The organism is Chryseobacterium indologenes, from assembly GCF_001295265.1.
Classification (GTDB): domain Bacteria; phylum Bacteroidota; class Bacteroidia; order Flavobacteriales; family Weeksellaceae; genus Chryseobacterium; species Chryseobacterium indologenes_A.
This window is the reverse complement of the sequence record NZ_LJOD01000002.1, coordinates 222,956-237,912: the sequence shown is the minus strand read 5'-3', so window position 1 is coordinate 237,912 and position 14,957 is coordinate 222,956. Positions and strand designations below refer to the sequence as shown.

15 protein-coding genes are annotated in these 14,957 nt (G+C 38.4%); 5 read left to right on the top strand and 10 right to left on the bottom strand.

Annotated features, from left to right (window positions below; genetic code table 11):
* Position 1: 1 nt before the first annotated feature.
* The 5 genes from AOB46_RS05115 to AOB46_RS05095 are packed head-to-tail and all read right to left on the bottom strand — an operon-like array spanning position 2 to position 5,965.
* A complete protein-coding gene (locus AOB46_RS05115; RefSeq protein ID WP_062696999.1) occupies positions 2-772 on the bottom strand; it encodes a heme ABC transporter ATP-binding protein in 771 nt (256 codons plus the stop codon).
* Positions 772-1,812 (bottom strand): FecCD family ABC transporter permease, encoded by a 1,041-nt coding sequence (locus tag AOB46_RS05110; RefSeq protein ID WP_062696998.1) that lies wholly within the window; start codon positions 1,810-1,812, stop codon positions 772-774. Before AOB46_RS05110 ends, AOB46_RS05115 begins: the two co-directional genes overlap by 1 nt.
* Positions 1,796-2,674, bottom strand: coding sequence for a hemin ABC transporter substrate-binding protein (locus AOB46_RS05105; RefSeq protein WP_062696997.1), 879 nt, complete (start codon positions 2,672-2,674; stop codon positions 1,796-1,798). Before AOB46_RS05105 ends, AOB46_RS05110 begins: the two co-directional genes overlap by 17 nt.
* A gap of 19 nt (positions 2,675-2,693) precedes the next feature.
* Positions 2,694-3,818 carry an HmuY family protein gene (locus AOB46_RS05100; RefSeq protein WP_117590557.1) on the bottom strand — a complete coding sequence of 375 codons (1,125 nt, stop codon included), beginning with the start codon at positions 3,816-3,818 and terminating at the stop codon, positions 2,694-2,696.
* Positions 3,819-3,829: 11 nt separating this feature from the next.
* Entirely contained in the window at positions 3,830-5,965 is a 2,136-nt protein-coding gene (locus AOB46_RS05095) for a TonB-dependent receptor plug domain-containing protein (protein WP_062696995.1), read from the bottom strand.
* 96 nt (positions 5,966-6,061) lie between these two features.
* Here AOB46_RS05095 and AOB46_RS05090 point away from each other — a divergent pair, with 96 nt between their 5' ends.
* Positions 6,062-6,880, top strand: a complete 819-nt coding sequence (locus AOB46_RS05090) for a T9SS-dependent choice-of-anchor J family protein (RefSeq protein ID WP_062696994.1) — start codon at positions 6,062-6,064, stop codon at positions 6,878-6,880.
* 186 nt (positions 6,881-7,066) lie between these two features.
* Positions 7,067-8,371 carry a T9SS type A sorting domain-containing protein gene (locus AOB46_RS05085; RefSeq protein WP_062696993.1) on the top strand — a complete coding sequence of 435 codons (1,305 nt, stop codon included), beginning with the start codon at positions 7,067-7,069 and terminating at the stop codon, positions 8,369-8,371.
* A 90-nt stretch (positions 8,372-8,461) separates the two neighbouring features.
* Here AOB46_RS05085 and AOB46_RS05080 read toward each other — a convergent pair whose 3' ends face one another.
* The 4 genes from AOB46_RS05080 to AOB46_RS05070 all read right to left on the bottom strand — a co-directional run bounded on the left by AOB46_RS05080 (position 8,462) and on the right by AOB46_RS05070 (position 10,347).
* On the bottom strand, positions 8,462-8,752 hold the full coding sequence (locus tag AOB46_RS05080) for a putative quinol monooxygenase (protein ID WP_062696992.1): 291 nt from the start codon (positions 8,750-8,752) through the stop codon (positions 8,462-8,464).
* A gap of 89 nt (positions 8,753-8,841) precedes the next feature.
* Positions 8,842-9,729 (bottom strand): sulfite exporter TauE/SafE family protein, encoded by an 888-nt coding sequence (locus AOB46_RS05075; RefSeq protein WP_062696991.1) that lies wholly within the window; start codon positions 9,727-9,729, stop codon positions 8,842-8,844.
* Complete coding sequence (locus AOB46_RS23960; RefSeq protein WP_262486710.1) at positions 9,726-9,851, bottom strand: hypothetical protein; 126 nt, start codon at positions 9,849-9,851, stop codon at positions 9,726-9,728. Before AOB46_RS23960 ends, AOB46_RS05075 begins: the two co-directional genes overlap by 4 nt.
* Positions 9,852-9,939: 88 nt before the next feature.
* The gene (locus tag AOB46_RS05070) at positions 9,940-10,347 is read right to left on the bottom strand and encodes an RrF2 family transcriptional regulator (RefSeq protein WP_062697319.1); all 408 of its coding nucleotides are present in this window, start codon (positions 10,345-10,347) and stop codon (positions 9,940-9,942) included.
* 200 nt (positions 10,348-10,547) lie between these two features.
* On the opposite strand from AOB46_RS05070, the gene AOB46_RS05065 reads away from it, so the two are divergent.
* The 3 genes from AOB46_RS05065 to AOB46_RS05055 all read left to right on the top strand — a co-directional run bounded on the left by AOB46_RS05065 (position 10,548) and on the right by AOB46_RS05055 (position 13,104).
* Positions 10,548-10,976 (top strand): DUF4268 domain-containing protein, encoded by a 429-nt coding sequence (locus tag AOB46_RS05065; RefSeq protein ID WP_062696990.1) that lies wholly within the window; start codon positions 10,548-10,550, stop codon positions 10,974-10,976.
* 537 nt (positions 10,977-11,513) lie between these two features.
* Positions 11,514-12,173, top strand: coding sequence for a hypothetical protein (locus tag AOB46_RS05060; protein ID WP_062696989.1), 660 nt, complete (start codon positions 11,514-11,516; stop codon positions 12,171-12,173).
* A gap of 94 nt (positions 12,174-12,267) precedes the next feature.
* Positions 12,268-13,104 (top strand): DUF2314 domain-containing protein, encoded by an 837-nt coding sequence (locus tag AOB46_RS05055; protein WP_241489164.1) that lies wholly within the window; start codon positions 12,268-12,270, stop codon positions 13,102-13,104.
* 184 nt (positions 13,105-13,288) lie between these two features.
* Here the strand turns inward: AOB46_RS05055 and gldG are convergent, their stop codons facing one another.
* Positions 13,289-14,956, bottom strand: coding sequence for a gliding motility-associated ABC transporter substrate-binding protein GldG (gene gldG, locus AOB46_RS05050; protein ID WP_062696988.1), 1,668 nt, complete (start codon positions 14,954-14,956; stop codon positions 13,289-13,291).
* Between the last annotated feature and the right edge of the window lies 1 nt (position 14,957).

Here is a 14,957-nt window from a genome sequence, read left to right as displayed (position 1 = left end):
GTTATCCAAAAATGATCATAGGGTTATTGGTAATAGGATGTCCACAGATGGTACACGGGAAATTATAGGCATGGCTGATATTTTCAGCGGTAAAAACTTCCTGTGGTGTTCCATAGGCGGAAACCCTTCCGGACTTCATTAATAAAATTTTATCAGCAAACTGTGCTGCCAGATTCAGGTCATGCAGTACAACAATGGCACTGTTAGCCTTTTGGGTAAATTTTTTAATAATCTCCAGCGCTTTATACTGATGTTTTATATCTAAATTATTCAACGGCTCATCCAGAAAAACCAGTTTATGGGCAATATCATTCTGCAGCTGGGCCATTACTCTTGAAAGGTGTACTCTTTGCTTTTCTCCTCCCGATAAGGTATTGTATTCCCTACCTTTCAGATGGAGAATATCGGTTTCATTCATCATGCCTTCTGCAGCTTCTGCGTCTTCCTTTCCCGGCTGGGCATCAAAATACGGGTATCTTCCCATCATCACTACGTCTTTTACTTCTAAAGGAATATCATTACTATTGTGCTGGGAAAATTTAGCCTTATGTTTTGAAAGTTCTTTTACGTTCCATTCACTGATTGCTTTGTCTTTAAAAAGTACGCCCTGCTTGCTCTTCACTTCATTAGACAGAACACTCAACAGACTTGATTTTCCGGCGCCGTTCGGGCCTACAATGGCAAGAAATTCTCCGTATTCCAAAGAAACATCCACGCCATCCAGAATATGAAATTCTTTATGTTTATAACTGATCTGATGTGCCTTGATCATTACAGTGATTTTTTGAATTTAACTAAAATAGCGATGAAAATAGGTCCTCCCATAAGCGCTGTTAAAATCCCGATCGGCAGTTCCGATGGCTCTACGATGCTTCTGCTGAATGTATCTGCCGTAAGAAGCAGTATGCTTCCGCATAAAGCTGACAAAGGCAGAATAAATGTATAATCGGATTTAAACAAAAGCCTTAAAATATAAGGGACAATAAGCCCTACAAAGCCTATTGTTCCTGAAAATGCCACACAGGTTCCCACCATAAGGGCCACCGTGATAATAATCTGCTTTTTCAGTCTTTCTACATTAATTCCCAGGTGTTGGGCATCTTTTTCTCCCAGCATCATCGCGTTGAGTGCTTTTCCTTTAGGAAGCAGAATAATATAGGAAATGATCAGAACTATGGCTAAAATACTATTCTTCGTCCATGTTGCTGCCGCAAGACTCCCCAGATTCCAGAATGTCAGATCCCGGAGCTGTTCGTCTTTTGAGATATAGATGAGGAAACCTGTAATTGAAAATCCGATGGCTGTAATGGCTACACCGGTAAGGAGCATCATCACTACATTGGTTTTCCCTCCGCTTGTTGAAATTTTGTACACCAGCATCATTGATAAAAAAGATCCTATAAATGCGGAAATTCCTACCAGTGAAAATTGTACGGCTTCAGGAAGATACTGTTTGAAATGTCCTCCTAAAACAATGGCAATTGCCGCCAGCAGCGTTGCTCCCGATGTAAGTCCTATTAAATCTCCCGTTGCCAGAGGATTTTTGAAAAGCCCCTGAAGGCTTGTTCCGGATACCGCCAGCATGCTTCCTATTAAAATGGCCATGATAATCCTGGCTGCTCTCACATCCCAGATCACATATTTGTCGCTTAAAGATAGTCCCGGTTCTCCTTTTATATACTGCCACAGAACTTTGAAGGGTGAGTTTCCGCCAAAGTCATACACCCCTGTATTAAGCGCCAGTACTGCTATAATAACAAGCAGTACTGTGCTTATAGTCAGATAAAAGTATAGTTTACTTTGTGTTTTCAATTAAAAGTTTGTTTAATCCAACAGCTGCTTCTCCTAATCTTGGTCCGAAACCGGAAACCAGTCCTCCATCCATTGCGATGATCTTCTTATTTTTTCCTGCATTGGTCTGGGAAACTCCCGGCATCTTAAGTGCTCCTTCATTTCCGCCTGCTCCCTGAAGTCCTGTTGAGAAGAAGAATAGTACATCAGGATTTGCTTTTACCACAGCTTCCGGTGTTAAAGGTTTGAAATCTTCAAAATCATTAACTGCATTTTCCCCGCCTGCAAGGCTGATCAATGAAGCCATTGGTGTATTTTTACCGGCTACCATCAGCATATTTCCTCTGGCATAGATGAATAGCACTTTAGGTTTTTTCGCGATTGGCTGTACCTGCTTCAGATCGGCATCAATCTTATCGTTCAATTTCTGGTAATCTGTGTTTCCTACTGCTTTGGCTACTTCTGCAATAAGCTTTTTGGTTCCGTCAACCGTATATTCCTGTTTAAAAACCTCAGTTCTGATGCCCGAAGAGTTGATTTTCCCCAACAATTCAGGGTTGATATCTTTATCTGAAGCTAAGATCAGTGTAGGATTTACGGCCATAATCGGTTCAATGGTCATTGATCTTACATGGCCCAGATCTTTAGCCGTAGCCTTTAAGGTTTCAGGATAAGTACTGGTAACATCTGTTCCCACAATTTCTTTTTCGTGCCCCAATGCACTTACGATTTCGGTGATTCCACCATTCAGGGTAACAATTTTATTATTGCTTTTCGGAGCTTCGGCAGAGGCTTCTGTTGTACTTTCTGTTTTGGCGCCTTCTTCTTTTTTGCAGGAATAAACTGCCATTAAGATAGAAGCTGCAAGAATGAATTTTTTCATGATATACTATTATTTGATATTATAAAGGTTTGTATTCGAACTGAGGAAAACCGCGTTCTCCTGCTACTCCGGTATTATCAGTTTCACTTTTTGTAAATCTTGTGAATTTCAGTTTAAAATAATACCCTTCTGCATCTTTAATAACATAGAACCGGTCTCCATATACTTCAAGTCCGTTGGCTCCGACCGGATTTCTCCAGTTTCCTCCAATAACACGATGGTCGTTGTAAACAAACTTGGACTGAACCACATCTGCCCGTTTGAAATTATTATAGGCATCAATTCCGGAACCTGAAGTAACAATTACTTCATAGGCTCCTACCCCGCCAAGATTATTATTATTTACAAAATCTGCATAGGTATAGCTTCCTGCTCCTTCAATAGTATTGGTAAATACCGTAAAGCACAGGTCCCATTTATTTTTTTCAGGCTGAATAAATACCTGTTTTTTATTTTTCAGGCTTACAAAACTGTAATTGTAGGCAGCATTCTTATCAATGGTTACTTCGTAGTAATTATTGCCGTCAAGATCAGCAGATTTTACTTTGTAGCCCTCTCCCGATCTTACAATCTGAATTTTTTTCCAGCCTCTGCCTGCTCCGCCTGTTGCTGTTGAGCCCACTGCTACTGAACCGGTATAAATTTCTTTACCCATATTCACCAGGTAGATACCGTTTTCAGAATCATTAGCTTTAATCTCTTCAATAGCAGTATATCCGGAAGGAAAATTCCCGTGGACATCATCTATATATATTTCATTCGCCGGATTAAAATTGCCAACCTGAACCTGGTTTTTCAAAGCTGTTACACCGGCATCCGTCACCTGATCCAAAGAAGTAACATTAGGAATTTTAGCTGCTGCCATCATGATGGAAGAATTTAATACGACTTTAAAATCGCTGCCGGAATAGAATGCCAGATCCCAGTCTGTTCTTCGGCTAAGGGTTTGTACGGGTCCTTTAGTCTGAGGATCAATTTCACTCAGGTCAATCCACACCTGATTAGGCTGTGTTGCCCCTCCTACAGAAGGATTTCCTATTGCTCCCTGAACCGGTGCTACAGCTACAGGATCTTCATTATCATTAAGGCACGACTGAAAAACGAATGAAGTTCCCAATAAAAGACAAAATATTATTTTTTTCATTTTAACTCTCATTAAAAATTATAATTTAAACGGGCAAAATAACTTCTGCCATAGAATAGGTTCTGGTTACTGGATCCGGCATTGTGACCGTCACCGGAAATGGTGGTATTCCTTATAGAAGAAACATCGAAAATATTTTTGATTCCTAAAGCTAATTCCAGATGATTGTTAAAGAATGGCTGGGAAACGGTAAAATTCATCATATTGAAATCACCGATCTCTCCTAAAACATATTCTCCCGGATCCAATGGGTCTTTTGAATTGGCTTTATGGGTATATTGTCTGCTTACCCCGGAGTATTTATAATAAAGGGCAAACAAAGTCCCGGTTTCTGGCAGTTTATAATTGACTGCTGCATTAGCCTCAAGATAGAAGTTGAAATCATTGGGGGATTTAATTTTTCCGGTGTTCATTACCTGGGAAATTCCCATTACAGAGATCCCGGCGTTCAGGCTTAAATTGTCTTTTCTCACATTGATGCTTTCCCCAAACAGTAAAGACTTATAATTATCTACATTCAGGTAGGTATACTTCAGAGGGCTGTTGCTGATGATCACACTTTCAATTCTGTCATTCACATCCAGATACATTCCGGAAGTGCTCAGATTGAAAATCCAGTTGCCTGAGCTTTTGATATTGTAGTCCCAGAACAGTCCGATAGAATATCCGGTTTCCGGTTTTAGGTTCTGATTTCCCCTGATATCATGATTGTTATCCACCATATAGGTATACAGTTCATCATAGGTCGGGAATCTGTTGGCAGAACCAAAAATGCCGCGGATATCTGATTTTTCGGAGAAGCTGTATTTAGCCGTTAATGAATAATTGAACTGAGGATCAAACCGGTCGCTCAATGCCAGTCTTGCTCCCGGACGCAGGGAAAAATCATTGGTTACCTTCCATTCTGCCGATAAGAAGTTGGCGTAATTGAAAATAGTTCTGTTGATATCTTCATTTCCTGTCATTCCGAAACTTCCTGTTGTACTGCTTGCAAAACCTTTTGTTCTGTCGAGCTCATATCCTAACTGGAAATTAATTTTGTCGTTATCCAGGAAGTTACTGAACATACCTCTTGAATATAAAACTTCTGATTTGTAATAGGTTTTTTTATCGTCTCTTGATCTTTCAGCCCTGTTGGGTACATCAGATTTGTAATCCTGGAATTTCCTTTCCTGGCTTTGATATGAAAAATCCCCGGTATAATTTATTCTTCCAAGTTGGGTCTGAATATTAAACTGATGAATCCATCTTTTGGTAAAGTAATCTTTATCATTAGCCACATACGTTCTGTTTCCTTCTCCCAGTATGTCTACATTGACAAGAGGGTTATAGAAATTCACTGTTTCCGTAAGGAAATTGACTTTGTAGAATAAAGAGGTATTATTTTTTGTATACCGGATTGCCGCATTGGTGATCAGCTGGTCTTTCGGCTGCCATTCATAACCTCTGAGTGCATTATCAGGGTCAAAGAATTTGTATCCCTGCAATTTCCCTTTATATCCCTGAAAATCATTATGATTAATATCTGCTGTAACAGACCAGTTTTCAGATAATTTATATCCTATATTCAAAGACTGAACATGGCGTCCGTTTCCTTTTTTAAACCAGTCATAATCCTTTCCTACTGTTTCCTCCTGCAATGAAGCCAGGATATTCAGCTTTTTAGAATAATTTTTCCTGGTAATGATATTAATAACTCCTGCTACGGCATTATTCCCGTATTCTACTCCCATTGATCCTTTTACAATCTCAATTCGTTCAATATTGTTGACATTAAGCTTGGTAAGGTCAACCAGGTTTCCCATTCCTTGATCACTTACAACAGGAATATTGTCAATCAGAATTTTAGTGTACTCTCCGCTTAACCCCATTATATTAGCCTGAGAATTGCCACTGCTTCTATCCGGCTGTATTAAAATGTTAAGATTCTGATTAAGAACTTCTGCTACATTGGTAACAGCCATATTTTTAATCTGCTCTGCATTAATAACCTCTACTTTATAAATGGATTTATTGATAGACTGCTGTGTGTATTGCCCGGTAACAACAATTTCTTCTATTCTTTTCTGATTAAGAGAATCTTTTTCCTGTGCATTCACCCATAGAACGGCAGATAATGACAGTATGGAAAGTACCTTCTTCTTCATAGACACAAAAAATTTTCGACAAATATAATGCTTTATTTAGAACAGTTAAAAATAAAATATTATTTTTGTGGAATAATTCTAAATAAAAATAACGTTATGAAACTAAAATTACTTTTAGGAACATTACTATTAACAGCTTTTACAGCCAATGCACAGGTAGCTGCACTTAATGAGAACTTTAATAATTTCACTTTGGGTAATACGACCTTTCCGCAAGGTGGATGGTCTGCTGTACTGGCTCCCATTACCGGCTCTTTTCCCCCGGTATCTCCAAGAATGATTGTTGCCGCTCCTGAAAATGATAATACCCAAAGATTTGTACAGTCTTATGCAGGTAATAACGGCTCTGCTCCCTCTTATCTGATTTCTCCTCAGATTGAAGCTCCCACAGGTAATAAAACATTAACGTTTACCACTACTCTGGTTTCTCCGTCACCAGGCCCCGGAACCATCCAGATCGGAGTAACAACAAGCCCTACTGATATGACTACATTTGTGCCTGTTGGAAATATTATCAATGTAACAACAATTGGCGTTACCCAGAATATCAGTGTACATATTCCTGCGTCTTCAGGTTCTTATATTGCTTTCAAGTTTACACCTTCCGCAACTCACGTAGCAATACAGGTTGATGATGTTGTGTATACTACTTCCGGTAGTTTAGCCGTTAATGATGTGAATAAAGTAAAGGAAAACTTCAGATTTGCAGTGAATCATGAGAACACTGCTCTGGAATTTATTACGAAAAATGCCCCTAAAAATATCCGGATTTACTCTGCTTCAGGACAAAAAGCTGCTGAAGGAAAACTGGAAGGGCAAAAATTTAATATCAGTGAACTTCAGACAGGAGTATACTATATGCTGATAGAAACTTCTGAAGGCTCAGTAATCCAATCAAAATTTATTAAGAAATAAGGCTTATCAGGTAATGATACAGCCGGTTGACCTCTTGGTCAACCGGCTTTTTCTTTATTAACAGGCATTCTGTGCACATCCATAAGTTAAAACACGATAAAAATCATGTTTTTATTTAGACTGATTAAAAATAATTAATATACTTTTGTTGAATCATTCTAAATAATAAAACAAAAAGTCAGCATTATGAAAACACAATTACTTTTGGCTTCATTATTAACTCTGGGCATCCAGCAGACTGTTTTATCCCAGACCGACGCCAACGGATACACCACTGTGAATATGACGATGGGACCTCAATATCAAAACAGGGTATTTTTCGACCTGGCCGCTAATACTACGGTTACACAGACTGCCAATACCTGGGACATTGCTTTTTACAGAGCTTCCAATACCAATTTCGGAACCAGGATTAATGATACTCATGATATCAAAGTGTATCAGGCTTCTGATGATCCTGCAGCATGGAACAGTATCACAAGCAACAGTATAACTTCTTATGGCGCTCCTCTTTTTAATCTTGACAATACCACTTCCATACAGGCAGGTGCTTTTGAACAGGGCTCAGCTGCTTACGGCTGGGGAGAATACAATCCCGGTAACCATCATATTGAGGGTAAAGTGATCTTCATCCTTAAATATCCCTCAGGAGCTACTATAAAGTTTATGATTGAAGATTATTACGGCGGCTACACCTTTAAATATGCAAAATGGAATACAGCAACATCTTCATGGGATGCTACGCAGACCAAAACAATAGCCAATGGTTCGGATGATGCCTATTTCAATTATTTCTCCTTCGATACCGGTGAAAAAGTAACCGGTCTTGAACCGCCAAAAGCTAACTGGGATATGATGTTCACAAGATTTTATACGGATTATCCTTATACAGATCCTGATACAGGCCAGCAGCTTACCATGAAATACAGAATGTCAGGAGTTCTTCAAAATCCGGCAATCAGTGTGGCAAAAGTGCAGCCGGAAACCCAGGAAACAACTGCAACAACCATTCCGGCATCTACTGCATTTTCAAAAAACATCAGTACCATCGGATATTCATGGAAACCTACAATGGGGGCTCCATTCTCCAATGTGGTGTATTATGTGAAAAAAGGTTCTGATTATTACAGAATGTACTTTACATCCAATGGAGGTACCCAGACCGGAAATATGTATTTCAAGTACAAAAAAATAACAGCCAGCTTAGGAATTACTGAGGTAAGTAAAAAAGCTTCTTTCGGGATTTACCCCAATCCTACAGTTGCTGATAAAAAAGTAACCGTTCTTTTTGATGTAAAGGAAAGAGCAGATAACAAGGGCAATGTGGAGGTTTATGATCTTACCGGTAAAAAGGTTTACTCTGCAGAGCTTACTAACCAAACAGGCTTTTACAAACAGGATCTGAATTTATCCCATCTTAGTTCCGGAAATTATATAGTAAAGATTACATATGGAGGCAAAACGGAAACCCAAAAGCTTATTGTGAAATAAACTCAATTAATACTTTCTATTTTTTCTAATCAAAAGGCGGCTTCAAACTCTGAAAACCGCCTTTTATTTTTTTGAATTAAAAGATGAAAATTAATAAATCTTAAAACCTTTATACACTTCCACCGAACTTTCCATAATCTTTGAAGCCTCTTTACGGAAGTCCAGAAGATGATCCTGCCCGTTGTGCCTGTTATGGTGGTCAACACTTTCCCAAAGTTCAATCAGAAAAAAAGTTCCTTTGTTGTCTTTGTCTTCAACAAGGTCATACTGAAGACAGCCTTCTTCTTTTCTTGTTTCCTTCACCAGATTCTGAAACAGCTCTACAGCCTCCATCAGATAATTTTCGTTGAACTTAAAAAGCGCTACGATATGTAAATTCATATTCTATTGTTTTGTGGTGTAAAAGTAAAATATTTTCAAAACCGAAAACTATTTTAAGGGCTTTTATTTTTCTCAAAAGAATATTTATTTCAACTGAATACTGATTTATAAATCGTTATACAGCTCATTACGATGACCAGCATCCCGATAACAAGAAACATTTTCTTCACAGGAAGCTTTGCGGTAAGCATTGCTGAAAAGGGAGCAGTAAGAATTCCTCCAATCAGAAGCCCTAAAATAATGTTCCAGTGCTGGATTCCCAGGGTAAAGAAAAAGGTAACGGCTGCCGTGATGGTAAGAATAAATTTGGCTACTGTGGAGCTACCGACTGCAAATCTGGGGGTAAATGCATTTTTGATCAGTGTTCCGGTCACCAGAGGTCCCCAGCCTCCGCCTGCAAAGGAATCTATAAAGCCTCCGATCACACCCAGCCGGGTAAGGTTAGTCTTTTTCTTCATCGCTTTATCCTGCTTTTTCTTAAAAGCGTTCAAAAGAATCCGAATTCCCAGATATAGGGTGTAAAAAGCAATAATCGTTTTGGTGATCCTGGCATAATACTCTCCGAGATAAGTAAGACAAACTGCTCCGATCACAGCTCCGATCACAGCAGGAACCGCCAGCTTTTTCACCAGACTTTTGCTTACATTTTTCAGTTTGATATGGCTCAAACTTCCCGCAGCTGTTGTAAAACTTTCCGCAGAATGGATACTTGCACTTACAATATGCGGCGGAATATTCAGGAATAAAAGTGTTGTGGTGCAGATTACTCCATAGCCCATCCCCATAGATCCGGCTACTATTTCAGCCAGAACCCCAACCAGAAGCATCCAGTAAAAAATATAGTTATCTTTCGCCAAAACAGCCTGAAGTTCATCCAGGTACCCCATCCCATACAGCGATGAAACTATACTACCTATTATTACTGCTGCAATAAAAAAAACATTCAGCCTTATCCGGATTTTATTGGTAATAATCATAATAATGGGGTTTCTGTTTCATGGGTGTCTGCATCATTTTCTATATTCTTATGATCATCCAAACCATAAAAGGCAAGCAATAAGGTGCTTTTCAGGATATCTTTACCTACTTTTGAAATCATAATCCGATTATTTGAAGTGATGCAAATATCAGATAAAAATATTACTCTACAAAAAAAGTAGACTAATTATTCAAAAAAAAGGACCGGGTCAGTCGACCAGATCCATTAAAGTTTTTCTTTCAAGGATATTCAGCGATGCGTCGCGGACTTCTATCAGCACATCATGCAGTCCGCAGTGATCTTCGTTGCAGTCTTCACATTTTTCATAGAAATTCAGACTTACACAGGGCAGCATGGCAATAGGTCCGTTTACCAGGCGAATAATCCTGGCAAGTTTAACATTTTCAGGATTTTCTTTTAAAAAGTAACCGCCTCCTTTTCCTTTTTTACTGTCAAGGATGTCTGCTTTTTTTAATTCCAGCAAAATGTTTTCTAAGAACTTTAACGGGATTTTTTTATGTTCGGCAATTTCGGAAATAAGAACCGGGCCGTCATTCCTTTTTTCTACCAGGTACGACAGCGCTTTAAAGGCATATTGAGATTTTTTTGAAAGCATTACAGCAAAAATAAGAAAATTGTTTGAAATCTGTAAAAAGATACGAAAAAGTGAAAATGAAGAAGGTTTTTGAAGATGGTAGAACTGAAAGAAAAAATGCTCCATGACATCGTAGGCAGTAGGCAGTAGGCAGTAGGCAAATTTATTCACTTCTTCTTTCCTGTTTGCCTTTTCCCTATTAAATTCTTAAGTTTGTCCTTATGTTCAGTAAGCAGGAAGCACAGCAGTTAAAAAAGGAGTTTTGGACGGCTTTTGGAAAATCTTTTCCGAGAAAGTGGATCTTATATGATACAAAGATCAAGGATATGTCATTCAAATTTTATGCAGATAACAAAAAAGCAGAGGTTTCTCTGGACATAGAGATGAGGGATGAAATCTACCAGAATGCCTATTATGAAAAGATCTGGTCCCTGGAAGATATTCTGAAAGATTTCATAGGAGATTTTCAGAAAGAAGAACATTTTATGCTCGACAACGGAAAAACTATCAGTAAAATCTGGACTGAAAAACACGGTGTTTCTATTTTTAATAAAAATTCATGGCAGGAAATATTTGAATTTTTTGTTGAAAAAATGGATGGATTTGAAAGGTTTTATTATGAATACGAGGACTTTATCAAAGACGTATAACAGAACTTCACAGCCACCACCCAACACCATTTTTACAAACATATACGAATAGCCGCACCTATCTGTATCACAAAATCTATTATTCCATTATAAAAAAATCACAAATTTAGCCCTTTAATTCTCTGATTTTAAATATATTTGAGTCTTCAAAAAACTAACTATGATAACTAAATGCAAAACTCTTTTTCACCCCGGAATCCTGCCCATATCATGAAAAAAGCAAATACCGCCGGGCAATAATTCTTCTTAAAATTTATATTGTAAAACACTACCCTTCTGTAAAAGGAATATATCTGATATCTTTTATATAACCTGCAAACTTTGTGCTGAAAGATACAATTATTGATGTAGTTCAATATTTAATTAGTCAACACCTCCTTATCTTTATAAGCTGTGACTGTTTAACTTATGAAAGAAAATTCTATCTAAAGAAAGAAGGCGGAAAAATAATAAAACCGGAAAGACAAGCAGAGATCTGATTTGCCTCTGTTTCCAGAATAAACACACTATTGATAATATAACTTACACAATTAATCCATGAAAAAAGTATACAAAAATATTTTTGGTGAGATCATTTCAAAGGCTGAAGCCGAAAAACTGGACGACTACCATCTGTATTATTATGAGAAAGGTTCCGAAAGGGTAAAAGAAATTGAATTTCTTACCGAAGACGAGATATACAACATCAGCTACTTCATGAACGATACGGAAGATGAGGAACTGGTATTCAAATATCTGAAAGAGAAGTCTGAACTTTTTGATATTGAAAAAAGAGAATCTGCAGGGGATTTTGTTATTGCAACCAATAAAGTATATTCATTATCCTCAGATGAAAACCCCTTAATCTCTAAAACAATCTTTTACCATGACGATCCTGAAAATTTCATCTGTTCTCAGATTATTGATAACAATACTCTGAAGCCTATCATGGAAAAAACAACGAAATGCTGGTATACAACCGACAAAAGCGGAGAGAAATATGCAGCCATAGAATTCAGCTATCAGGAGGACGGAAAGCTGGAGCTTGCCATAGATAAGACCCCCGATCCTGAAAATGAACTGAATTGGGGACATTATGATTACAATACCTTCAAAGAACTTCAAAGCCGGTTTTCAACAGATATAAGTTATTATAAAACAGCTGTGCTTCTTCCTAAAAACGCAGATCAGGAGCAACTGAAAATAACGTCTTATTAAAGAGCCATCTTTAAATATCGTTTTGTATTTTTAAGGAATTATAAAACCGTTTTTTTATTTCCTGAAAATGGAGATCTATGAACGGACTACTATCATGAATCCAATAATCACTATGGAAGAAAACTCATTTATCTTTACCGATAGCAGCGATCCAAAAATGATTGAAGCCTATCAAAAAGCCCGGCAAACCTTTAAATATTTCTGGCGTGAGCAGTCCTGGGAATACCGGAGAATTATCCCCGGTCTGAATCTTTCCTGCGTAAAAGCTCCTTTCAGTGAAAAAAATCCTGAAACCGGAGAAACGGTTGTAGAGCATATGTGGATCAATGATATTGACTTTGACGGGGATACGGTGAGTGGATATCTGATCAATAATCCCAATAATCTCGCCAATATCCAGGCAGGAGACCACTTTTCAATTCCTCTGAATGAAATCAGTGACTGGCTGTTTGCAATTACCCCAGCTGAAAAAAAACCGAAAGGGCTGTCAAAGCTGTTTTCATCTTCTTCTCCTTTACTTCCTAAAACTTACGGAGGGTTTACCATTCACAAAATGCGTTCTGACATGTCTGAAGCGGAAAGAAAAGAACATGATGATGCCTGGCAGTTGGATTTCGGGGATTTCAATGATATTGAGGTAGTGCATAATGAAAAAGAAAAACCGGAAAACCTGATTGAACATCCGATGAGTAAAAATATGAAAGAGAAATTCATGCAGTTTATTCAGGAATATCCTGATGAACTGACCCAAATGGATGATAACGGACTGAACCTTCTCCACCGGGAAACTATCGCAGGAAACCTTGTTTCCGTGCAAGGTGCCCTTGAAGCGGGAGCTGATAAAAATATAAAATCAAAAAACGGAAAAACGGCACTTGATTATGCCCGGCAGCTTCAATGGGAACATATAATTCAGGTTTTGGAAGATTAAATGAGAGAAGCACATGCTTCTCTTTTTTCATTGACATAAATGGTCAGTTCTTTGGAAAGATAAAGAAAGTGATGCCCTGAATAAAGCTGTTTTTTATCTGGCTTGCGATGCGATGAGATAACAGAAAAAATAATTCGAAACAAAAAAGGAGAAACTCAATCTCAGTTTCTCCTTTTTATATTTTCTATCCGAATTTTCTCTTCCTCATCCAGAAGAATAATCCTCCCAGAAGGCCTATCACCGCCAGCGGAAGCAGTAAATTCAGCCACTGCCAGTTTGTTTTTTCTTCGGTGATCCTGTTTCTGTCCAGCAATCTTTCTTCAATATTTCTGTTTCTCAGCTCCATCAGGTTACTGTCATCCAGAAGGTAATCCAGCGCATTTCTCAGAAACTGCTCGTTTCCGAACTCCTGGTTGGTCAGAAGATCAACGCCCAGAGGAAGCGGTTCTCCTTTAAGGACTTTATTTCTTCCCACATCACCATCAGCAATCACGATCATTTTATTTTCAGGGCTCTGGTTTTTAAAGCCCGGGTAAGATTTTCTTTCAATTCTTGAAGCATAAGCAGATTCAAACTTTCCTTCCAGTGCCACGGCGAAGATCTTTGGTGTGCTTGGCTTTTCCATCTGCCCAAGACTGTCTACGCTGGCAATCTCTTTAAGATCTACATAATTCGGAACCTGCTTCAGAAGGGTTCTTTCGCTGGATTCAAAAAGAACTTTTGTTTTGATATTTTTTCTTCCCAATGTATCAATAGAAGTCGGGAATTCAAATTTCACCGGATTGATATTTTTAGTCACCGGATTATCGTTCTCAGCAATTCCCAGAGGGAAATACGGCCATGGAAGGCTTGTATACTGCGGGTTCCCTCCTACTTCGCCGGTCACTAACCTCAACAGGGCAAATTTTTTCACATCTTTTACCAGTGCCGGATTGATTCTCAGTCCATAGTTGAAGAAAAAATCTGTCATATTGATGTCAACCGGGAAAGGCATTACTTTTTTAGATCTTGTAAGGGTATCCATCTCTGCATTCACAGCATCAATCATCCACAAAGTCTTTCCGCCATTCATGATATACTGGTCAAGAATTACTTTTTCATTATCCGTAAATGCTTTTCTTGGCTTTGCAATGACCAGTGCACTCATCTGTTTCAGCAATGGAACATCAGCCTGCGTAAGTTCAGTCTGGTTTTTTGGGATAACAGGACCTGCATCGTAATTTTCCAGTGCCAGCTGCATAAAGCCGTGAAATTCTTCAGGACTTAGCTCATCATGATTAACCAAAACTCCAACTTTTTTTCTTTTATCGGCTGCAATGTTTTTGATGTTAGAAATCAAGCTGTATTCCAGTCCTTCAATAGACCTTGTAAGCTGCTCATTAGCATCTATTCCGGCCTGCTGTACGACCAAAGGGATAGAAACTCCTCTCTTGTCATATTTGATTACCGCATATGGAAAAAGGGTAATCTGTGAGATTTTCCCGTCTTTCACATCAGGAAGTACAGAAGGCTGCATTCCCATTGCCATCAGGGTATCCTGTGACATTTTGGTTTTAATAGGATCAATAAATTTAAAATCGATCTTCGGATTGATCTTTCTGAACTCTTCCAGCATGAAACGGGTTTCACTTTGGAGCTGCTTGAAGCTTGCCGGAAAGTCTCCTTCAAGATAAACATCAACCGTTATAGGCTTTTTAACCGACTCCAGCACTTTTATAGTGTTATCTGAAAGCGTATATCTTTTTTCTTTGGTAAGATCCAGCCTGATGCCTGAATAAGCCAGCAGAATAACCAAAGGTACAATAGCAAACAGGAAAATTCCCAGTGGAGATTTAGCGTGTATCTTCTTCATA

Excerpts from the sequence above, each read along its gene's own strand:
- AOB46_RS05070 (WP_062697319.1), bottom strand. The coding sequence starts at position 10,347 with ATGCTTTCAAAAAAATCTCAATATGCCTTTAAAGCGCTGTCGTACCTG.
- AOB46_RS23960 (WP_262486710.1), bottom strand. The coding sequence starts at position 9,851 with ATGATTTCAAAAGTAGGTAAAGATATCCTGAAAAGCACCTTATTGCTT.
- AOB46_RS05105 (WP_062696997.1), bottom strand. The coding sequence starts at position 2,674 with ATGAAAAAATTCATTCTTGCAGCTTCTATCTTAATGGCAGTTTATTCC.
- gldG (WP_062696988.1), bottom strand. The coding sequence starts at position 14,956 with ATGAAGAAGATACACGCTAAATCTCCACTGGGAATTTTCCTGTTTGCT.
- AOB46_RS05085 (WP_062696993.1), top strand. The coding sequence starts at position 7,067 with ATGAAAACACAATTACTTTTGGCTTCATTATTAACTCTGGGCATCCAG.
- AOB46_RS05075 (WP_062696991.1), bottom strand. The coding sequence starts at position 9,729 with ATGATTATTACCAATAAAATCCGGATAAGGCTGAATGTTTTTTTTATT.
- AOB46_RS05090 (WP_062696994.1), top strand. The coding sequence starts at position 6,062 with ATGAAACTAAAATTACTTTTAGGAACATTACTATTAACAGCTTTTACA.
- AOB46_RS05080 (WP_062696992.1), bottom strand. The coding sequence starts at position 8,752 with ATGAATTTACATATCGTAGCGCTTTTTAAGTTCAACGAAAATTATCTG.
- AOB46_RS05115 (WP_062696999.1), bottom strand. The coding sequence starts at position 772 with ATGATCAAGGCACATCAGATCAGTTATAAACATAAAGAATTTCATATT.
- AOB46_RS05065 (WP_062696990.1), top strand. The coding sequence starts at position 10,548 with ATGTTCAGTAAGCAGGAAGCACAGCAGTTAAAAAAGGAGTTTTGGACG.
- AOB46_RS05060 (WP_062696989.1), top strand. The coding sequence starts at position 11,514 with ATGAAAAAAGTATACAAAAATATTTTTGGTGAGATCATTTCAAAGGCT.
- AOB46_RS05095 (WP_062696995.1), bottom strand. The coding sequence starts at position 5,965 with ATGAAGAAGAAGGTACTTTCCATACTGTCATTATCTGCCGTTCTATGG.
- AOB46_RS05055 (WP_241489164.1), top strand. The coding sequence starts at position 12,268 with ATGAATCCAATAATCACTATGGAAGAAAACTCATTTATCTTTACCGAT.
- AOB46_RS05100 (WP_117590557.1), bottom strand. The coding sequence starts at position 3,818 with ATGAAAAAAATAATATTTTGTCTTTTATTGGGAACTTCATTCGTTTTT.